18 protein-coding genes are annotated in these 20,255 nt (G+C 36.0%); 12 read left to right on the forward strand and 6 right to left on the reverse strand.

The genetic code is table 11. The features are described 5' to 3' along the window. Positions 1-541: 541 nt before the first annotated feature. The 4 genes from BM211_RS23810 (at position 542) to BM211_RS23825 (ending at position 8,083) form a co-directional block, all read left to right on the forward strand. Positions 542-4,660 (forward strand): right-handed parallel beta-helix repeat-containing protein, encoded by a 4,119-nt coding sequence (locus BM211_RS23810; RefSeq protein WP_090999919.1) that lies wholly within the window; start codon positions 542-544, stop codon positions 4,658-4,660. Between the two features lie 154 nt (positions 4,661-4,814). Then, a complete protein-coding gene (tpx, locus tag BM211_RS23815) occupies positions 4,815-5,315 on the forward strand; it encodes a thiol peroxidase (RefSeq protein ID WP_020060146.1) in 501 nt (166 codons plus the stop codon). Between the two features lie 286 nt (positions 5,316-5,601). Next, entirely contained in the window at positions 5,602-6,588 is a 987-nt protein-coding gene (locus tag BM211_RS23820) for a class I SAM-dependent methyltransferase (protein ID WP_035435693.1), read from the forward strand. Between the two features lie 301 nt (positions 6,589-6,889). Next, positions 6,890-8,083 (forward strand): acetate kinase, encoded by a 1,194-nt coding sequence (locus tag BM211_RS23825; RefSeq protein WP_035435691.1) that lies wholly within the window; start codon positions 6,890-6,892, stop codon positions 8,081-8,083. Between the two features lie 39 nt (positions 8,084-8,122). Here BM211_RS23825 and BM211_RS23830 read toward each other — a convergent pair whose 3' ends face one another. Next, on the reverse strand, positions 8,123-8,554 hold the full coding sequence (locus BM211_RS23830; RefSeq protein ID WP_035435689.1) for an NUDIX hydrolase: 432 nt from the start codon (positions 8,552-8,554) through the stop codon (positions 8,123-8,125). A gap of 125 nt (positions 8,555-8,679) precedes the next feature. Between BM211_RS23830 and BM211_RS23835 the strand changes: the two genes are divergently transcribed. After that, the gene (locus tag BM211_RS23835) at positions 8,680-9,510 is read left to right on the forward strand and encodes an EcsC family protein (RefSeq protein ID WP_035435687.1); all 831 of its coding nucleotides are present in this window, start codon (positions 8,680-8,682) and stop codon (positions 9,508-9,510) included. 27 nt (positions 9,511-9,537) lie between these two features. Here the strand turns inward: BM211_RS23835 and BM211_RS23840 are convergent, their stop codons facing one another. Beyond that, positions 9,538-10,188 carry a YitT family protein gene (locus BM211_RS23840; RefSeq protein ID WP_035435686.1) on the reverse strand — a complete coding sequence of 217 codons (651 nt, stop codon included), beginning with the start codon at positions 10,186-10,188 and terminating at the stop codon, positions 9,538-9,540. Positions 10,189-11,054: 866 nt separating this feature from the next. On the opposite strand from BM211_RS23840, the gene BM211_RS23845 reads away from it, so the two are divergent. Then, positions 11,055-11,270, forward strand: a complete 216-nt coding sequence (locus BM211_RS23845) for an aspartyl-phosphate phosphatase Spo0E family protein (RefSeq protein ID WP_035435683.1) — start codon at positions 11,055-11,057, stop codon at positions 11,268-11,270. Positions 11,271-11,546: 276 nt separating this feature from the next. Here the strand turns inward: BM211_RS23845 and BM211_RS23850 are convergent, their stop codons facing one another. Then, positions 11,547-11,864: a radical SAM protein gene (locus BM211_RS23850; protein ID WP_090999923.1), complete on the reverse strand. Its 318-nt coding sequence runs from the start codon at positions 11,862-11,864 to the stop codon at positions 11,547-11,549. A gap of 170 nt (positions 11,865-12,034) precedes the next feature. Here BM211_RS23850 and BM211_RS23855 point away from each other — a divergent pair, with 170 nt between their 5' ends. Further along, a complete protein-coding gene (locus tag BM211_RS23855; RefSeq protein ID WP_035435679.1) occupies positions 12,035-13,240 on the forward strand; it encodes an argininosuccinate synthase in 1,206 nt (401 codons plus the stop codon). After that, entirely contained in the window at positions 13,237-14,625 is a 1,389-nt protein-coding gene (gene argH, locus BM211_RS23860) for an argininosuccinate lyase (protein WP_035435677.1), read from the forward strand. The genes BM211_RS23855 and argH overlap by 4 nt, the downstream gene beginning before the upstream one ends. A gap of 25 nt (positions 14,626-14,650) precedes the next feature. Here the strand turns inward: argH and BM211_RS23865 are convergent, their stop codons facing one another. The 3 genes from BM211_RS23865 to BM211_RS23875 all read right to left on the reverse strand — a co-directional run bounded on the left by BM211_RS23865 (position 14,651) and on the right by BM211_RS23875 (position 16,119). Then, the gene (locus tag BM211_RS23865; protein WP_035435675.1) at positions 14,651-15,268 is read right to left on the reverse strand and encodes a hypothetical protein; all 618 of its coding nucleotides are present in this window, start codon (positions 15,266-15,268) and stop codon (positions 14,651-14,653) included. 95 nt (positions 15,269-15,363) lie between these two features. After that, entirely contained in the window at positions 15,364-15,543 is a 180-nt protein-coding gene (locus tag BM211_RS23870; protein ID WP_035435673.1) for a hypothetical protein, read from the reverse strand. A gap of 117 nt (positions 15,544-15,660) precedes the next feature. Continuing rightward, positions 15,661-16,119 (reverse strand): universal stress protein, encoded by a 459-nt coding sequence (locus BM211_RS23875; protein WP_035435672.1) that lies wholly within the window; start codon positions 16,117-16,119, stop codon positions 15,661-15,663. Positions 16,120-16,299: 180 nt separating this feature from the next. Between BM211_RS23875 and BM211_RS23880 the strand changes: the two genes are divergently transcribed. The 4 genes from BM211_RS23880 (at position 16,300) to BM211_RS23895 (ending at position 19,737) form a co-directional block, all read left to right on the forward strand. Beyond that, complete coding sequence (locus tag BM211_RS23880) at positions 16,300-17,070, forward strand: SDR family oxidoreductase (RefSeq protein ID WP_081904938.1); 771 nt, start codon at positions 16,300-16,302, stop codon at positions 17,068-17,070. A gap of 145 nt (positions 17,071-17,215) precedes the next feature. Beyond that, entirely contained in the window at positions 17,216-18,349 is a 1,134-nt protein-coding gene (gene ald, locus BM211_RS23885; protein ID WP_035435669.1) for an alanine dehydrogenase, read from the forward strand. Between the two features lie 330 nt (positions 18,350-18,679). Beyond that, on the forward strand, positions 18,680-19,036 hold the full coding sequence (locus tag BM211_RS23890) for a cupin domain-containing protein (protein ID WP_256217200.1): 357 nt from the start codon (positions 18,680-18,682) through the stop codon (positions 19,034-19,036). Between the two features lie 317 nt (positions 19,037-19,353). Then, a complete protein-coding gene (locus BM211_RS23895) occupies positions 19,354-19,737 on the forward strand; it encodes a hypothetical protein (protein ID WP_035436346.1) in 384 nt (127 codons plus the stop codon). The last annotated feature ends 518 nt before the right edge of the window (positions 19,738-20,255 follow it).

Below are 20,255 nucleotides of genomic sequence, written 5' to 3' on the forward strand. Positions count from 1 at the left end.
AACAAACAAAAAGATGAACAGCCGGAGTATGAAATATAGAAAATGAAATGTACCTTTTGTAAAAGACGTTAAAAAATGATGCTATATGAAGAAGATGATTTCTGCATTAACAGAAATCATCTTCTTTAGATTTATCCCGCTATTTGTGGGCAGTAATACTCCCGCCTCAAAATTCAGCGGAAGCATTGTCCAGCTCCAGCGGCTAGAATCTCCGGTCGTTTCGCCCCCTCGGACGAGGCAAAAAGCGCCTCTCTGTCAGGGGCGTGGGCGTCCTGCGATTCTGAGCGAGCCGCTTCCGCTTTTCTTAAGAAGTTAGGCAGGAGATAAACTGCCCGTAAAAGCCCGATTGGTGAGGGCTGATAATCAGTGGGGGATGAAGAAAACCCCCATTGAATAAAGTTTCACTTTATTCAATCCTGCTTATATAAGAGCTCCCCTATGGAGAAAGACTTTTCGTTTAATTCCGAAAATTAATTCTTTTCATTTTTATATTTATGTATAATATAAAATATGGATTATTGTGGAAGGGGAGATCCAGCGTATGAGTGAAGTTGTAGTTTCGAAATCTTTTTTTTCAAGGTATAAAACAATTGCAGATGCCGTAAAAGGCGCTTCACCAGGTACAACAATAGTAGTAAAACCTGGTGTGTATCGAGAAAATATACATATTGATAAAAATATTAACATAATTAGTGAAGGTGACAAGAGTGATACTGTAATTGAAACATTTCAAACAGCTCTTTTAATTGAGAATGGGAGCAAAACATTTATAAAAGGGATTCAAATTCGTCAGCTTGGACAAGATGATACAGCTTTAATAAAATGTTCTTCTGGAACATTACAAATACAAGACTGCGATATTTATCCCCAAAATGGTTCAGGTGTATATGTGAACCAACAAGGGATATTGTATATGCAATTCTGTCAAATAACTGGTGGATATACAAATGCAATCAACTTTGGAGAGGGAAGTCAGGGGACAATAGAAGATTGTGAAATACATGGAATGAAGGGAGAAAAGTATCCATCCTTATTTATCAATAATAGTAATCCGATTATAAAAAAATGCCGCATTTATAATAGTCCGGGCAATGCTATTTTTATGAAAAATAATAGCAAACCATTTATAGAAAACTGTGACTTGTTTGATATACAAGATGCCATTCTGTATATGTCTAATAGTGCTCCTACCATAAAGAACTGTAAAATACATGATGGACAAAAAAATGCTATCTACATAGAAAAGGGAAGTAAACCGATAATAGAGAATTGTGAGATATTCAAGTTTAAACGTACAATGATATATATTCATGAAAGTCAGCCAGCTATGAAGGGTTGCAAAATGTTTGATGGAAACACAAATGCGGTAAATTTTAATGAACAGAGTGCAGGGTTAATTGAGGAATGCGAAATATTTAATTTATTAGGTGAAGAATATCCAGCAATTTATATAGAAAAAAGTCAACCAACATGGAAGAAATGTAAAATTAGTTATACTGCAAGTAGTGCGTATTATATAAGTGAAGGAAGTAAACCGGTAATAGAAAATTGTGAGATTTATAAAACGGAAGGCGATGCTTTTCGAATTGTGAAGTCAGAGCCTAGCATTAGATTTTGTAAAATGTATGATGGGGAATCATCTGCTTTTTATATTCAAGAAGAAAGTTTACCTTTTATTGAAGAGTGTGAAGCGTTTCATTTTAAAGATCAAATTGTAGCAGTAATTACTAGTAGCCCAATGTTTAGAAGGTGTAAATTTCATGATGGTGAAGCGAATGGAATATCATTTTATCAAAATGGCCGGGGCATCTTTGAAGAATGTGAAATATATCAATTTTTAAATGAAAAATATTCGGCTATATATGTTAACCAAGGTAGTCCGGAGTTGAAAAAATGTAAAATTTATAAGGGGAATAGTAATGCAATCTATTTAGAAAATAACAGTGATTTCATTATGGAAGAATGTGAAGTCTGTCAATTTCAAAATGAATCCTATGCAATGATTCAAGGCGTACAAAGTAATTTCAAATTAATAAATTGTAAATTATATGAAGGGAATAATAGTGCTTTTTATTTTAAAGAAAACAGTCTGGGGACAATAGAGGGATGTGAAATATTTAATTTTTCTAGTGATAACCATTCAATGGTTCGGATAGAGGAGAGTTATCTAACACTTACAAAGAATAATTTGTATAAAGGGCAATATACGGCTGTAAATATTAACAAGAATAGCATTATTTCCATTGAAGATTGTACTATATCAGATTTTAATGAAGCGTGTGTAACAATTTGTGAAGAAAGTGAAGTATCGCTCCAACGAAATAAAATGTACAACTCTTTAAGAGGGGTTGGAGTCGTAAGTGGAAGCAAATCAAAAATAATAGAGTGTGATATATATGATTGTCGAGAAACAGCTATCTGGCTAAATCAGGGACAAGCTGTAATCGAGAAAATTCAAATTGAAAATTGTGGTGGAAATGCACTTAATATTAAAAATAATAGTAATGTTGTTTTTGTAAATGGGAGTATTTCTCAATTTGAATATCCAATGATATATAGTGAAGAAAGTCAATTTGATGTAAAGAAAAGTAGTTTTGATCATTGTAAGAATCCAATATTTTTAGTGGGAAAAGAAAGTGAATTTTGGATAGAACAATGTGAAATGTCTCAAGTAGATGCATCACCAGCAATTGAAATCAATTCACATGTAAAAGGTACTGTTCAAAAGTGTAACATTTATGATGCTTTTATGGGCGTTAAGATTGCTTCTGAAAGTCAAATTACTTTAAAGGATATCAAGTGTTTTGATATAGAAAAAACGGCTTATCAAATTACCGATGATTGTTCAGCTACATTAGAAAATTGTAAAACGTATGTAGAGGTAACGCGTCAGAAAGTACAATCCACTGAAGAATCAAAAGAAGAAAAACAGGATGTAGAAGAAGTACAAGAACAGCAGGAAATTATAGAATCGAACGATATAATGACGGAGTTAGACCGTTTTGTCGGAATGAACAGTATTAAAGAACAAATGAAACAATTAATTAACCTTGTAGAAATTACTCGTTATCGAAAAGAAGCAGGTCTTGACTCCGGGGGAGATATTAAACCAAAACATACCGTTTTTTATGGGAATCCAGGGACGGGAAAAACAACGATTGCTCGTTTGTTAGGGAAAGTATATAAATCGCTTGGATTGCTTGAAAAAGGGCATGTTGTTGAAGTGAAGCGTGAAGACTTGGTCGGAGCGTATATTGGTCATTCTGAAGAGAAAACAAAACAACGTATCGATGAAGCAATGGGCGGGGTTTTGTTTATTGATGAAGCATATTCGTTAAGTATTGAAGACGGTGCACGTGATTTTGGAAGACAAGTTATTGAAGTTTTATTAGCAGCTCTTGAAAATCATCGCGGAGAATTTTTATGTATCGTTGCTGGTTATGAGAAAGAAATGGAACGATTTATTGCTTCTAATCCAGGTTTGAAAAGCCGTTTTGTATCCTATATGAAATTCGAAGATTATACACCAGATGAATTGATGGAAATTGGAAATCGCTTGTTAGCTGATAAGAAATACCGCTTAACAGAGGAAGCGGAAAATTATGTATATGAACAATTTGTATGGTTGTATAGAAAGCGGGATGAACATTTTGGAAACGCACGTATGGTTCGGGAACAAGTAGATAAATGGATTACATTGCAAGCAAACCGAATTAGTACATTACCAAGAAGTGAATGGAATAACAAAGAAGTATTGACGACAATTCGTTTGGATGATGTTGAAAAAACATTCCAACAAAGAGGCGCAAGAAAAGTGGCTGTTCCAATTAATGAGAAGTTACTACAGGAACAAATGGACCGTTTGAATAGTTTAATCGGTTTAACAAAGGTGAAAAAAGAAATTGAAAGATTAATCCAGCTTGTTTCTTATTATCGAGAAGAAGGTAAGGATATAAGAGAACTTTCCATGCATATTTCGTTAATTGGTAATCCAGGAACAGGAAAAACAGAGGTTGCGCGAATTATTGCAAAAGTGTATGAGGCATTAGGAATTTTAGAGCGCGGAGATTGTGTGGAAGTAGACCGAAAAGAACTGGTTGATAAATATCAAGGGGGAACGGAAGAGAAAACAGCGAGTGTATTACAAAAGGCAATGGGAGGCACACTGTTTATTGATGAGGCATATACACTGACGAATAAAGGGAGCAATGATTCTGGACATATAGCTGTGGAATTATTGCTAAAACAAATGGAAGATAAACGTGGAGAATTTATCGTATTAGTTGCTGGATATGAAGATGAGATGGAAGAGTTCCTTGATAGCAATAAAGGTCTTCGTCGTCGCTTTGATCGCCGCCTTGTATTTGAAGATTATACACCAGAAGAAATGATTCAAATTGCAAATTATTATATGACTAAAAAGCAATATAGCATGTCAGCCGAAGCAAGACACATGCTTGTTGAATATTTTACTTATCTGTATGAAAATCGCGATAAAACATATGGGAATGCAGGTTTGGCTCGTAAGATTATTGAACAGGCAATGAAAAATTTAGATTATCGTATCGCTACCTTACCAATAGAAGAGCGAATGGAAGAACGGAAATATACAATTAGTGTGGAAGATATACAGGCACTTTTACAACAACAGCAGCAATAATAAAGTGAAAACAGGGGATATATGTAAAGTAAAACGGGCTCTTTTGTTGAAAAAAATTATATAAATTGAGTTAGTTTCATTTGTATTTTAAGGGCATTATGACTATCATTAACACTGTACATATTTTGTTTATTAGAAAAGGGAGGATTTTCAAATGGCAAACGTAACGTTTAAAGGAAACCCAATCACTTTAGTTGGCACAGAAGTGAAAGTAGGCGATCAAGCACCAAACTTCCAAGTGTTAGCAAATGATTTATCTCCGGTAACTTTAGAGACATATAAAGGCGCAGTGAAATTAATCAGTGTTGTACCATCTATTGATACAGGTGTATGTGATGCACAAACTCGTCGTTTTAACGAAGATGCAGCTGCTATTGAAAACGCAAAAGTATTAACAATTAGCGTTGATTTACCATTCGCTCAAAAGCGCTGGTGTGCAGCTAACGGTTTAGAAAATGTTGTAACGCTTTCTGATCACCGCGATCTTTCTTTCGGAGAAGCATACGGTGTTGTAATGAAAGAACTTCGTTTACTTGCACGTGCAGTATTCGTAGTAGATAGCAACGACAAAGTTGTTTACGTAGAATACGTAAGCGAAGGAACAAGCCATCCAAATTACGAAGCAGCATTAGAAGCAGCAAAAGCTGCGAAGTAATATAGGCAACAAAGAGCGACCTCTTAATAAAGAGGTCGTTTTTTTTCGACAAATAATTTCTTGCCACGCAGAATAAAACATGCCCAGCACTCGTTTTCTACCTTTGTTTTCATATTGCACGTGGCAAAAAAAGGTCCTAACCGCTCCTGTGCATGGCTAGATGCTCTCGTCCACCTAAAAAAGGTTTTTTATATGTATTTATATTGTTGATTCAATAAGAATGAAAAGAACTAAGAATATGTTATGATATAAGTTATGTGTATTTTAGTTTGAAGGAGGAATTTTCGTGAGTTCAACAGTAGAAACATTATTTTCTATTTTTGATTCTTCTGCCGTAATTTTACGTAAAGAATTAGACATAACGTATTTAGAAGCACTTGTAGAGACAGGTGATAATTTATTTGAAGGAACAATTTTACAAGAAGGCTTAGAACAACCAACAATTGACCGATTAGAACGTGAATACAGTAAGTTTAATGAAGAAAACTATAAAGGCGAAGAAATTCGCAAAGCGTTCCAACTTGCTATCTTAAAAGGGATGAAAGACGGCGTACAAGCTAATCATGAAATGACGCCTGATGCAGTTGGGATGTTTATGAGTTATTTATTCCATAAATTTATGAAGGATCAACAGGAAATAACTGTGCTTGATCCTGCAGTGGGAACAGGCAATTTATTGACGACAATCTTCAATAGCGCTCTAGAAGGGACAACGATGAGTGGCTTTGGAGTCGATGTGGATGACTTACTTGTTAAACTTGCGTTAGTCAATGCAAATTTACAAAAACAAGCGGTCGAGTTTTTTAATCAAGATGGATTAGCTTCCCTTTATATTGATCCAGTTGATGTGGTTGTATGTGATTTACCAATCGGCTATTATCCAAATGAAATGGGTGCAAGTGAATATACGCTAAAAGCAGACGAAGGTATGTCTTATGCACATCATCTTTTTATTGAACAAAGTGTCAAATATACAAAAGAAGGCGGCTATTTATTTTTCTTAGTGCCAAACTTCATTTTTGAAAGCGATCAGGCGCCAAAGCTTCATGCGTTTATTAAAGAAACATGTTTTGTACAAGGATTACTACAGTTACCTGTTTCCATGTTTAAGAATGAGAAAAATGCAAAAAGTATATTTGTTCTCCAAAAGAAGGGGCAAAACGTAATCATGCCAAAACAAGCGTTATTAGTAGAATTACCAAAATTCTCTAATATGCAAGCGATGGAGAACATTATGCAGCAAATTAATGGTTGGTTTGTTGTAGAGCAGTAAAACTAGTTATTATGTAACAGGATTATACGAATATATAATACAGTTTTCTTTCTTTGGATAGAGTAAGTAATATATACAAGATGAAAAATAAAAAAAGATAAATCTGTAATATAAAAAAAAATACTGTGTTATAATTATTTCACTTGAAATATATGTCGTACGATGTTTAAATAAAAATCGTGAGTATTAAATTTTATCAGTGAAACAATTTTGTTAGCTGACAAAAATTGAAGACATAAAATTGAGCGGTTTGTGGAAGTATTCCACACGGCTAACAAGAGAAAAAGGGGCGAAAGACTAGATGTCAAAAATCATCGCGATTAATGCAGGAAGCTCTTCCTTAAAATTTCAATTATTTGAAATGCCAAGTGAAACAGTATTAACTAAAGGTTTAGTAGAGCGTATCGGTTTAGAAGATAGCATCTTCACAATTACTGTGAACGGTGAGAAACAAACAGAAGTAACAAATATCGCAGACCATGGAGTAGCAGTTAACATGTTACTTAACAAATTAACTGAAAATGGAATTGTGAAATCTCTTGATGAGATTAGCGGTATCGGTCACCGTGTTGTACACGGCGGTGAAAAATTTGAGGATTCTGCTTTAATTACTGACGAAGTATTAGCAGAAATCGATGCTTTAAGCGAATTAGCACCACTTCATAACCCAGCACACGTTGTTGGTATTAAAGCGTTCCAAGCGGTACTTCCAAACGTACCATCAGTAGCAGTATTCGATACAGCATTCCATCAAACAATGCCGGAAGAATCTTACTTATACAGCTTACCATATGAATACTATGAGAAATTCGGCGTTCGTAAATACGGTTTCCACGGTACTTCTCATAAGTATGTAACACAGCGCGCAGCTGAATTATTAGGTCGTCCGCTTGAAAGCTTACGTCTACTTTCTTGTCACTTAGGTAACGGTGCAAGTATCGCTGCTGTAGAAGGCGGAAAATCTATCGATACTTCTATGGGCTTCACTCCACTTGCTGGTGTAACAATGGGTACACGTTCTGGTAACATTGACCCTGCGTTAATTCCGTACATCATGGAAAAAACAGGACAATCTGTAGAAGAAGTTCTGAACGTATTAAACAAGAAAAGTGGTATGCTAGGTCTTTCTGGATTCTCTAGTGACTTACGTGACATCGAACAAGCGGAAGAAGAAGGAAACCACCGTGCAGAAGTAGCACTAGAAGTATTTGTAGGTCGTATCCACAAATATATCGGTTCTTATGCAGCTCGTATGAAAGGTGTAGACGCAATCATCTTTACAGCTGGTATCGGTGAAAACAGTACACTAATCCGTGAGCGTGTATTAGAAGGTCTTGAGTTTATGGGCGTATACTTCGATCCAAAACGTAACAATATTCGCGGTGAAGAAGCATTCATCAACTTCCCACATTCTCCAGTGAAAATTATCGTAATTCCAACTGACGAAGAAGTTATGATTGCTCGTGACGTAGTACGTCTTGGAAATATTGGTTAATATATAATGAAAAGACGGGATGATTCCCGTCTTTTTTTATTATTTTTTTGAAAGTAGTTCGGTTAATCCGTTTGGGTATAATGTTTTTTCCTTTTTTAAAAACATTTCAATTGGAATCCATACAGCATAAGAGATGTGATCTCCTTCTGTTATTGTGAACTCATTCTTTTTATAAAGTTCTTTGTTTGAAAAGGAAGCAGAATATAATTGGACGATTTCATGCCCGGTTGTATTGTCTATTTGAAAAATGTTTTCTAAACAGCCTAAGTATGTACCGATTTCTACAATGACGCCAAGCTCTTCTGCAAATTCTCGGATAACAGTTTGCGCCGCGTATTCCCCAAGTTCAATCGTTCCTCCAAGTGGTCGATAATAATATCCCTCGCCACCTTCATGTTTTCTGTTATATTCTTCAACAAGGATACAATCATTGTATTCAATAATCCCTAACGCTTTCGCACGTGGATACATAACCTACCTCCTCTTTTTATTGTGATTTATTTGAAAATAACATATTTTTCAGAAAAAAACAGGGTGTACGGTCTCGCGCAGCAAATATAGTACAATGTAGAAAAATAATCCAGGAGGACGTTTGTATGCTGTCAAAGGGTGAGGAACGAATTTTACAGGATCTAAAAAACTGGGAGCAGCAACTCATGCAACACGAATCAACGGATTTTCAGCAAATGTTTGATAAATGGTTAAATCGTACATTTTCGAAGTTACCAGAGAAGAAACGAAATGAATTTTTTTCGGAAGCAGATGGATGGCTCTTTCATTTACATGCGCTTATACAGAGCTCGCAGTCACAGCTCGATGCACGTGGGCGGATTTTGGGAGCGGCGCGCGTGTTTGATGATTCTATTGAACACATTGAAGAAATGAGAGAATTATCCATTCATCAATTAACATACATAGCAGAACAACAAACAGCTCGTCATCGTTTATATTCTTTCGTGCAAGGAGGAGTAACAGGAATTGGCGGTTTTTTCTTATTAAGTGCGGATTTACCTGTATTGATTACTTTAAATGTGAAAGCTGTGCAGCTTATTGCCACATCATTTGGTCATGATGTGAATAAACCGTATGAAATGATGTTAGCGTTAAAAGTGTTTCATGCGGCTATATTGCCAGTGCACCTGCAGCAGTATGCTTGGTATAACTTACTGCAAGAGTTAGAACAAGAAGAATCAGCTCCATTTTTTTATGAGGGAGAAGAGGAAGTATTAAATCCGGCATCAGTACAAGTACTACTAAAACAAATTTTGAAAACGTTCATTATTTATTCATTGCGTCGCAAGTTGTTTCAAGGTGTACCAGTACTTGGAATCGCGGTTGGATCAACGGCGAACTATCGATTAACGCGGAGTGTGACAGAATTTGCGAATCGGTTTTATCAAATGCGTTATTTGCGTCAAAAAATATAAAAAGCGAAAGGCGGCTGCCTTTCGCTTTTAATTTGTTGCATGTTGTTTTGATAATGGAATTGCCACTGTCTTCTTTTCCGCTGCTGGATAATAGATTAAATCTAGTGCTTTCGCCTGTACAGCAAGGGAAAGAATCGTAAAGGCAATCTCAGTCCATGTTAAATAATATAATGAAAGTGCAATGACAATTACGTCAAAAACGAAGAAAATTTGCCCAACTGTAAAGCGTGTCTTTTTACTTAATACAATTGTTAAAATATCATCTCCGCCTGTTGCACCGCCGAATCGTAAAATAAACCCAAGTCCAACTCCAGCTAAAGCTCCGCCTATTACTGCTGCTGCAAATAAATGATTAGATAAATCAACCGTAAACGGAGAATAATTTTCCATTAAAGAATAAAACGCTCCGAATGAAAGTGAACCGATAAATGAATAGCCGACCATTTTTTTACCTAAAAGTGTAGCACATAGTAAAATGACTGGAATATCCATTAAAACAGTTGAAATAGATGGTGAAATATCAAAAAAGTTTTGTATAAACAGTGCGATTCCGACAAAGCCACCTTCAGTTAAGTGGTTTTGAAAATGAATGTGATATAGCGCGGTAGCTAAAATAAATGAACCGAGTAAAACCATAAAAATTTCTTTAATAATTTGTCGACTTTGGATGTTCCTCATCGTTATTCCTTCTCTCCGTAGTTAGTAGTTTTATTTTTCATAAACTAACTACGCCTATATAGCAGCAGTTAGTTTCCATACGTCTAACTACGCTATATATCACTGAAGAAATAACGAATAATCCTCTCGTCCATCAATTCTCCCTACTTTCGTTTTAGTTTAGGCCTAAAATAGACTAAACAAAACTTAGAGTAGGATTTTTTATTTAGCAATCCTATTCTCTTCTGGGTTTTGTTTAGTAAGTGTCAAACAACCTAAACAAAACGCTACGTGTAAGAAGAGTCTTTTCGTTGCCAAATTATCCTTCGGGCAATCATAATTTCCCCACTTTCGTATTTTTTTCGCTAGACAAAGTATCTGAGCTGCAAAAATACGCTACGTGTAAGATTCGTCAATTCGATGCCACATGCTCCTTCGAGCGATCATGATATCTAAATCCTTTCTGTAAAAGATTTTATACTATTATATCATACTCTTGAAAAATGTATGTTGTTGGAACCTGAAAATGGGCAAAGAAAAACCTACATACTTCGTAAATATGAGGGTTTAAGGTGAAATTTAGTTAAAGTTTGAGAGGAAATGGTGTAATAAACTAATATTTGCTGTCGAAAGTTTTTTTGTTATGAAAAATGAATTTTTGTTCGCGCTCTCCCTTTTGTTTAACCCTTGTACGTGGCAGGAAAAGGCCCTGACCGCTTCTATGCATGGCCAGATGCTCTTACCCGCTTAAAAAGAAAGAGGTTTTTATGTTTGTTTTTCAACCTGTATTTCTCCAGAAATGTACTTTAATTAATTACATAATATTCGTTTTAAGGTGAATATTCTCTATAATTCGAGTCATATTAGCGATGACTGGAGAGATTCGTATGAAGATGATAGATATACAAGCAAGTATAGAGAAAAAAAGGGAGGAACTAATTGAACTTGTAAGAATGCACGGGTTTAACCATGAAAAGGTAGTTGTGTGTAGCCAAGAGTTAGATGAGTTAGTCTATCGTTTGATGGAAAACATTACTTACCAAGAAAGTATGCTTTCTATTTCTGCAAAGAAAAATACGAATAATAGTATACATTCACCGTAGCTAAAAGAATATTTCATCATGATGCTAATATATTTAGTGTATGGGAAAGCATTCTTTTTTATTTATTCACATTCGAAAACGTTTACATTTCCTCGTGATAGAAAAAAGAAGATAGTCGTCCATAATAACTTAATTGGTCAAAGATTTCCATCAGTAGGGCTCCACTGATGGAAGTTTCAACATATAAGTCGAAGCTATGCAGAATAACACATGACCTGCATTCGCTCATCTAAAAAGAAAGAGGTTTTTAATTTGTATTTATATAGCTTATTTTCTTTACTGATGCGCCTTCCCTTCAGAAACATTTTGAGTGAGACGATACCAAAGCCAAAGGTCGTTAATGATGGAAGCAAGATCGGCAATTTCTGTATTCAATTTACAGGAAAGCTCAAAGTTTTCTTCATTATTTAATTTATGTTGTTTCGTGTTAATAGTATGTTCAAGTTCTTGAATCCGATCAGGTATTTTCCCGCGAATTTGTTCCCACTTTAATAAAATGGCATGCTGCACAGCTGTAGGAATCTCTTCCCATTCTTCTTGTAAATCAGGTATTTCAATTCCTAGATGCTCATTATATGTGAAATATCGTTTCATGCCTCTTCCCTCCATTTTCTGTTTCTATTGTATCGAAAAAGAGAACGAACTTCGATGAAATTGTTTAAAAAATATTTGCAAATATCCCTTGCGCCATTTTTTAAAAGATGATAAATTATGAATTAATATTAATAATAATGAATAAATATTCTTTTTAGGGGGGATATAAAATGGAGAACAAAAAAGTTGTATTAGCATATTCCGGAGGCCTTGATACTTCCGTTGCAATTAAGTGGTTACAAGAAAAAGGATACGATATTATTGCACTTTGTTTAGATTTAGGAGAAGGAAAAGATTTAGAATTTGTGAAAGAAAAGGCATTATCCGTTGGAGCTATTAAATCGTATATGATTGACGTGCAAGAAGAATTTGCGAATGAATATGCATTAAAAGCATTGCAAGCTCACACGTTATACGAAGGGAAATATCCACTTGTATCTGCATTATCTCGTCCATTAATTGCGAAGAAATTGGTAGAAATCGCAGAGGCGGAAGGAGCAAGTGCAGTTGCACATGGATGTACTGGAAAAGGAAACGACCAAGTACGTTTTGAAGTTTCTATTCAAGCGTTAAATCCATATTTAGAAGTGATTGCACCGGTACGTGAATGGAAATGGTCACGTGAAGAGGAAATTGCGTATGCAAAAGAAAATGATGTACCAATTCCGATTAACTTAGACAGTCCGTTTTCAATTGATCAAAATTTATGGGGACGAAGCAATGAGTGTGGAATTTTAGAAGATCCATGGGCAGCGCCGCCAGAAGAAGCATATGAAATGACACTAGCACTGGAGAATACACCAAACAAACCAGAATTTGTAGAAATTGGGTTTGAAGCAGGGGTGCCAACAACATTAAATGGTGTATCTTATTCTTTGTCAGAGTTAATTAAATCGTTAAATTCTCTTGCTGGTAAGCATGGGGTTGGTCGCATTGACCATGTAGAAAATCGTCTTGTCGGTATTAAGTCGCGTGAAGTGTATGAATGCCCAGCGGCGATGACGTTAATTACTGCACATAAGGAATTAGAAGATTTAACGCTTGTAAAAGAAGTAGCGCATTTTAAACCGATGATTGAACAAAAATTAACAGAGTTAATTTATAACGGCTTATGGTTCTCACCTTTAAAGGATGCTCTTGTTGCCTTTTTACAAGAAACGCAAAAACATGTAACAGGTACAGTACGTGTGAAACTATTTAAAGGACATGCAATTGTAGAAGGGCGTAAATCAAAGTATTCTTTATACGATGAAAAATTAGCGACGTATACAGTAGAAGATGAATTTAATCACGATGCAGCTGTTGGTTTCATTTCATTATTTGGTTTACCGACAAAAGTATACAGCCAAGTGAATCAGAAGAAGGTGGAGGCATGAGTAAACTTTGGGGAGGACGTTTTACTGAGCAGGCTGAACAGTGGGTCGAGGAGTTTGGAGCTTCCATCTCCTTTGACCAGCAATTAGCGGTAGAAGATATAGAAGGAAGTATTGCGCATGTTACGATGCTCGCGAAATGCGGCATCGTAACAGCGGAAGAAGGAGAAAAAATTAAAAACGGCCTTCAGTATTTACTGGAAAAAGCAAGGAAGCAGGAGCTTGCGTTTTCTGTTGAAGCAGAAGATATTCATTTAAATATTGAAAAGATGTTAATTCAGCATATTGGGGAAGTTGGCGGTAAGCTGCATACAGGAAGAAGTCGTAATGATCAAGTAGCAACCGACATGCATTTGTATTTGCGAAATGAAGTGCAGTATATTATCGAGGCAGTGAAGCAAGTGCAGACTGTACTTACAGTGCAAGCAGAGAAACATATTGAAACAATTATGCCAGGATATACGCATTTACAGCGCGCACAGCCAATTTCTTTTGCGCATCATCTTCTTGCATACTTTTGGATGCTAGAGCGAGATGCAAATCGTTTTACAGATTCACTAGGTCGCATTAACATTTCTCCGCTCGGAGCTGGTGCACTTGCTGGGACAACATTCCCGATTGATCGTGAATATAGTGCCCAGTTGCTCGGGTTTGATGGGATATATGAGAATAGTTTAGACGCAGTAAGCGACCGCGATTTCATTCTTGAATTTTTAAGTAATGCTTCTATATTAATGATGCATTTATCGCGTTTTTGTGAAGAACTGATTTTATGGAGCAGTCAAGAATTCCAGTTTATTGAAATGAGCGATAGTTATGCAACGGGCAGCAGCATTATGCCGCAAAAGAAAAATCCGGATATGGCTGAACTCATTCGCGGTAAAACAGGGAGAGTATATGGTAACTTATTTAGCCTATTAACCGTAATGAAAGGATTGCCGCTTGCTTATAATAAAGATTTGCAAGAGGATAAAGAAGGCATGTTTGATACAGTTAATACAGTAAAAGGGTGTTTACATGTAATGGCCGGTATGCTTGAGACGATGACGGTGAAAAAAGATATTATGTCGAAAACTGTTACGCAAGACTTTTCAAATGCGACCGAGATCGCAGATTATTTAGCGAGTAAAGGTTTACCGTTTCGTCAGGCACATGAAATTGTAGGGAAGCTTGTTCTTCTTTGCATTAATAAAGGTGTATATTTACTAGATTTACCGTTAGTAACTTATCAAGAGATGAGCCCATTATTTGAGGAGGATTTATATGAAGTACTTTCGCCATACGCGGCAGTAAAAAGAAGAAACAGTGCAGGCGGTACAGGATTCGAACAAATTGGGCAAGCACTTCAAAAGGCGAAAGAGCGAGTAGAAACCCCCGTGAACATGTAATATTTCACGGGGGTTTTCATAATGGTTACCTATATTTAATTAATGTACTTTCTAATGCTTTCGTTCTTTGCAGGGATGTTGTTTGCCTTTTACGGGTTGTGGCAGTTCCAAACATAATGTTTTTAGAATCTAGACTATGTGTTCGATACGAGTTTGTATCTGGATTTTTTCCTTGTAGTTTTCGATGAGAGTAGAATAAAATATGTCCGAGTTCATGCGCAAGTGTATTTTCTAATGAAGATTTTGTGAGAATAATATGATTAAAACGGCTTTTTGTCATAAGGGAAGAGAACGATCGTCCCGTTGTATTATTTGAGAGGTGTCTTGCATTTGTATAAAAGATTGAAATGCTATTTGGATTTGGAAAGAGATATTTTCTTTCGCTAAATAATTGTTTTATATTTTTACTTTGTTTTTTCCGAAATGAAGTATCATTCGTTCGAATAGAAAAATCTTTCAGCATTGTGATGCTAGTAATAACAAATTCTATCTTCCATATTTTTGTTGCTAATTCAACTTGCTTCTTAATTTCTTTTTCTGATACATTACAGCCGGAAAGAGTAAAGATGCATAAGTTTATAAACGGAGTAGTGCGTTTGCTTTTAACTGTGGTTTCGCTGTTTGTTTTCTTTTCATTATTCAAAAAAAAATCACACCTTTATGCTTGGACATATATATAGTGTATGCATAAAGAAAAAGGTTGCTTATACAATATAAGCAACCTAATGTCTATATTTTTCATTCGTATTTGTGCTTTCCTTCTGTAATACGAATATACTCGATGTCCATTAAGTCGCGAAATAGTGCACCGTGACTTAATTCTACACCGTGTTTTTCTTTGAAGTGAGCACAAATTGCTTCTACCATGTCGACTTCTTGTTCATTTAGATCAAGTATAATCCGTTCAGAACTTTCCATGTTATCTCTCCCATTCCTTTTTTTCTTATCATAACCGTAGAAGATAATTTTATTTAACAGGAATGAAAAAACACCAAGCCTATTACATAGAGGCTTGGTGCGGATTCGTTATCGTTATTAAATGTCACCTTGTTCTTCTTCACCGCGAACAACAAGGACATCGCATTTCGCATAGCGAATAATATGTTCAGAGACGCTACCGATTAAGAAACGCTCTACTGCGTTTAAACCAGTTGCACCGCACATAATTAAATCTACTTTATGTTTTGGAGCAATATCTTTTGAAATTTTTGATTTCGGATTACCGAACTCGAGTACAGTTTCTACTTTTGTAACACCTGCTTCTAGTGCAACCTTTTTGTATTCTTCTAATAGATCTTCAGCAAATAAATTTGCACGTTCTGCGATTGCGCGGCTATATGCCTCTACTGCAGAGTAAGCTTTGACGTCAACGATATGAGCGATTGTTAATGTAGCATCGTTACGCTTTGCTACTTGAATTGCTTTTTTAAATGCTTTTTCAGCTTCCTTAGAGCCATCGACTGCAATTAAAATATTTGTATATGTATTATTCATGAACAATTCCTCCCCGTTTTATAAGCGTTATAACTCTTTACATCTTTATTATAAAACAAATTATGGAAAAGTGTTTGACAGAAACGTTACAGAATTTCGAAAATTCCGTTTCGAACATTTTAGTTGTAATTGTATAAAGAAGTTGTTACATATGAATTATAGCAAGAAAAAAGGAGGCCTATGTTTGTGAGACATGCGCTCATTACAGCCGGTACAAAAGGTTTAGGGAAGAAGGTCACAGAGAGTTTATTACATAAAGGATACTCGGTAACCGTAACATATCGCAGTGATGTTCAAGCGATGGAAGCGTTAAAGCAACAATATAAACATCTTGCACATCGCATGCAATTTGTGCAAGCGGATGTAACAAAACAGGAAGATTTACATACAGTAGTAACAAAAGCGATGGCACGTTTTGGCCGCATTGATTTTCTTATTAATAATGCAGGTCCTTACGTATTCGAGCGTAAAAAGTTAGTTGAATATACAGATGATGAATGGAATGAAATGATTCATGGTAATTTAACGGCAGTATTTCACTTACTAAAGCTTGTTGTTCCGATTATGCGTCAGCAAAAATTTGGTCGTATTGTAAATTATGGATTTCAAGGAGCGGATAGTGCGCCAGGATGGGTATATCGCTCTGCTTTTGCGGCTGCAAAAGTCGGACTAGTTTCACTTACGAAAACAATTGCTTATGAAGAAGCTGAATATGGGATTACATCAAATATGATCTGTCCTGGTGATATTATTGGTGATATGAAAGAAGCGACAATTGCGACGGCGCGCGCATTATCTGATTATCGCACACCGATTGGGCGTTCTGGTACAGGGGAAGATATCGCTCGCACAATTTCATTTTTATGTGAGGAAGATTCGGATATGATTACGGGAACTATTATAGAAGTAACTGGAGCAGTTGATGTCATTCATCGATATCGTCAAAATTAGACAAATTCTATCGGACAACTTGTCTTGTTTTTGTCCAAAAATGAAAACTTATGATAAAATATAAGAGAATAGAAAGCGCTTTATAAAAGTGTAAATGCCATAATTATTTAGGGGTAATTTTTAACATTTCAAGGGGGAATTTTCAATGCGTATCGGTGTACCAACGGAAATTAAAAACAATGAAAATCGTGTAGCAATGACGCCAGCAGGTGTTGTTCATTTGATTCACAACGGTCATGAAGTTTTTGTTCAAAAGGGTGCTGGTTTAGGGTCTGGATTTACAGATGAAGCGTATGTTGAAGCAGGCGCAACAATTGTAGAAACAGCACAAGAAGCTTGGAATCAAGAGATGGTTATGAAAGTAAAAGAGCCAATCCCAAGTGAATATGGTTATTTCCGCGAAGGCTTAATTTTATTCACGTACTTACACTTAGCTCCAGAACCAGAATTAACAAAAGCATTAATTGACAACAAAGTTATTGGTATCGCTTATGAAACAGTTCAATTAGACAACCGTTCTTTACCATTACTTGCACCTATGAGCGAAGTAGCAGGTCGTATGGCTGCGCAAATTGGTGCACAATTCCTTGAAAAAAATAAAGGCGGTAAAGGTATTTTACTTGCAGGCGTTCCGGGAGTAAAACGTGGTAAAGTAACAATTATTGGTGGTGGCCAAGCTGGTACAAACGCAGCGAAAATCGCTGTTGGTCTAGGAGCGGATGTAACAATTATTGACTTAAGCCCAGATCGTCTTCGTCAATTGGATGATATTTTCGGCAACCAAGTAACAACGTTAATGTCTAATCCATATAACATTGCAGAAGCTGTAAAAGAGTCTGACCTTGTGATCGGTGCGGTATTAATTCCAGGTGCAAAAGCGCCAAAACTTGTAACAGAAGAAATGATTCAATCGATGGAACCAGGTTCTGTTGTAGTTGACATCGCAATTGACCAAGGTGGTATCTTTGAAACAACTGACCGCATTACGACACACGACAACCCAACTTACGAAAAACATGGCGTTGTTCATTACGCAGTTGCAAACATGCCTGGTGCGGTTCCGCGTACATCAACAATCGCGTTAACGAACGTAACAGTACCATACGCAGTACAAATCGCAAACAAAGGCTACAAAAAAGCTTGCTTAGATAACACGGCCTTATTAAAAGGTATTAATACATTAGATGGTTATGTAACATTTGAAGCAGTTGCAGAAGCACATGGTTTACAATATGCAGATGCAAAAGAGCTTCTTGAAAAAGCACCTGCTTTATCATAAGAAAGACTGTAAGGGAGCTGACTAAAAAGTCCACTTTTTAGTTAGCTCCTTTCACTTTTCAGTATGATTCAGCTTAGCGAATCGACTACTCGCATGTCGATAACGGAAAAAAGACAAAAAAACTATTTTTTTAGGTGGACGAGAGCATCTGGCTGTGCGTAGTAGAGGTCATGCTATATTCGGCATAGCATTGATTAATATGTTTGAAAATTCAAATATATATGTATAGTTTTATTTTTCTGTATTTATATCTGCTAAACGAGAAGAAGATTTGATATGATGGAATTAGAAGAAATTGTAATATACCACTTGGATAATGGAGCGATAAATATGAAGAATGAACTAACAAAAGAAATGAATCTAGAAAAAATGAATTTACTAGAAATTACGAAACATATCACAGAAAATCATAAAAATTTTGTTGTTTCAAATGTAAATAACCACTGTTTACGCATTGCAGTTTTTACGGGAGAATATGACTGGCATTTTCATTCGAATTCAGATGAGTTATTTATGGTAGTAGAAGGAGAGTTATTGATTGATTTTCAAGATCGAGAAACGATTGCTTTGAAGCCAAATGATACGCTGTTAATTCCAGCTGGAACCATTCACCGAACAAGAGCGTTAAAACGCACTGTAAATCTTTGTTTTGAAGATTTAGAGGCTGATACAGTTATCGTGGAATAGAAAAATATAAATGTTAATTTAGAGGAAATTTAGGGGGATTGTTAATCGAGGAAGAAATTTATGTGGTATAATGTAGATTTGGTGTTACTGTATATATGTATATTAAGAAAATGACGTAAATACCCTTTCTTTTTATGAGAGAAGACGAGAGCATCTGACCGTGCATAGGAGCGGTCAGAACCTTTTCCTACCACGTGTGAGAGTTTAAACCGCAAATGCAAGCAGTTTATATGTCGAAATGTTTAAAAGAATTTATATAATTTAGATATACAAATATTTATAATTAAGGATGATGTACAATAATGAGAGAAAAGAGAATGGGCAGGACGGTTTTTAAATTTGTATTTACTATTGCATGTGTAGCTATGCTAAGTGCGTGTGGAAATAGTGGGATAGATGGGACGTGGGAATTGTCTCAAGAGAAACAAAATCAATGTCCGGTATACTATAAATTTGAAACAGTTATAAAAAAGGAAGAGAAAAAGGATGTTATTTATCATTTAGTAGAGATGTATACGAATGATCAGACAGAACATGACAAATATAAAGGGACATACAAACAAGAGAATAAAGGAGATTCATATATTCTTGACTACGGTAATTCCTTCATCTCAAACCAGCAAATGAAAAGAGACGGAAACAAATTAGAAGTGTATTTCAGTGATGTGAAAAAACGATGCACTTATAAGAAAAGTGAGTGAAAGTTGAATTAACGAGGTTTAAAGTAAAACAGGGAAAGAGTAGTCGTATCGACCGTTCTTTGCAATATATCAGCGCTTTTCACGATATATCAACGCTTCGACAATATTCGCCATACAAATAGCCGATTCACTGAGCTGAATCATACCGAAAAGTGGACTTTTTAGTCAGTTCCTTATATAAAAATAAAGAGGATGTCTCAAAAGTGAAACTTTTGGGACATCCTCTTTGTATATTTATCCCGCTATTTGCGGGCAGTAATACTCCCGCCTCAAAATTCAGCGGAAGCATTGTCCAGCTCTAGCGGCTAGAATCTCCGGCCGTTTCGCCCCTCGGACGAGGTAAAAAGCGCCTCTCTGTGTCAGGGGCGTGGGCGTCCTGCGATTCTGAGCGAGCCGCTTCCGCTTTTCTTAAGAAGTTAGGCGGGAGATAAACTGCTGGCATGCGCCCGATTGGTGAGGGCTGATAATCAGTGGGGGATGAAGAAAACCCCCACTGATTAAAGTTTCACTTTATTTTA

This window comes from Bacillus sp. 491mf, assembly GCF_900112415.1.
GTDB lineage: Bacteria > Bacillota > Bacilli > Bacillales > Bacillaceae_G > Bacillus_A.

What these genes read in the sequence shown, in the direction of transcription:
- BM211_RS23810 (WP_090999919.1), top strand. Translation starts at nt 542, where the DNA reads ATGAGTGAAGTTGTAGTTTCGAAATCTTTTTTTTCAAGGTATAAAACA.
- tpx (WP_020060146.1), top strand. Translation starts at nt 4,815, where the DNA reads ATGGCAAACGTAACGTTTAAAGGAAACCCAATCACTTTAGTTGGCACA.
- BM211_RS23825 (WP_035435691.1), top strand. Translation starts at nt 6,890, where the DNA reads ATGTCAAAAATCATCGCGATTAATGCAGGAAGCTCTTCCTTAAAATTT.
- BM211_RS23830 (WP_035435689.1), bottom strand. Translation starts at nt 8,554, where the DNA reads ATGTATCCACGTGCGAAAGCGTTAGGGATTATTGAATACAATGATTGT.
- BM211_RS23835 (WP_035435687.1), top strand. Translation starts at nt 8,680, where the DNA reads ATGCTGTCAAAGGGTGAGGAACGAATTTTACAGGATCTAAAAAACTGG.
- BM211_RS23840 (WP_035435686.1), bottom strand. Translation starts at nt 10,188, where the DNA reads ATGAGGAACATCCAAAGTCGACAAATTATTAAAGAAATTTTTATGGTT.
- BM211_RS23845 (WP_035435683.1), top strand. Translation starts at nt 11,055, where the DNA reads ATGAAGATGATAGATATACAAGCAAGTATAGAGAAAAAAAGGGAGGAA.
- BM211_RS23850 (WP_090999923.1), bottom strand. Translation starts at nt 11,864, where the DNA reads ATGAAACGATATTTCACATATAATGAGCATCTAGGAATTGAAATACCT.
- BM211_RS23855 (WP_035435679.1), top strand. Translation starts at nt 12,035, where the DNA reads ATGGAGAACAAAAAAGTTGTATTAGCATATTCCGGAGGCCTTGATACT.
- argH (WP_035435677.1), top strand. Translation starts at nt 13,237, where the DNA reads ATGAGTAAACTTTGGGGAGGACGTTTTACTGAGCAGGCTGAACAGTGG.
- BM211_RS23870 (WP_035435673.1), bottom strand. Translation starts at nt 15,543, where the DNA reads ATGGAAAGTTCTGAACGGATTATACTTGATCTAAATGAACAAGAAGTC.
- BM211_RS23875 (WP_035435672.1), bottom strand. Translation starts at nt 16,119, where the DNA reads ATGAATAATACATATACAAATATTTTAATTGCAGTCGATGGCTCTAAG.
- BM211_RS23880 (WP_081904938.1), top strand. Translation starts at nt 16,300, where the DNA reads ATGTTTGTGAGACATGCGCTCATTACAGCCGGTACAAAAGGTTTAGGG.
- ald (WP_035435669.1), top strand. Translation starts at nt 17,216, where the DNA reads ATGCGTATCGGTGTACCAACGGAAATTAAAAACAATGAAAATCGTGTA.
- BM211_RS23890 (WP_256217200.1), top strand. Translation starts at nt 18,680, where the DNA reads ATGAAGAATGAACTAACAAAAGAAATGAATCTAGAAAAAATGAATTTA.
- BM211_RS23895 (WP_035436346.1), top strand. Translation starts at nt 19,354, where the DNA reads ATGGGCAGGACGGTTTTTAAATTTGTATTTACTATTGCATGTGTAGCT.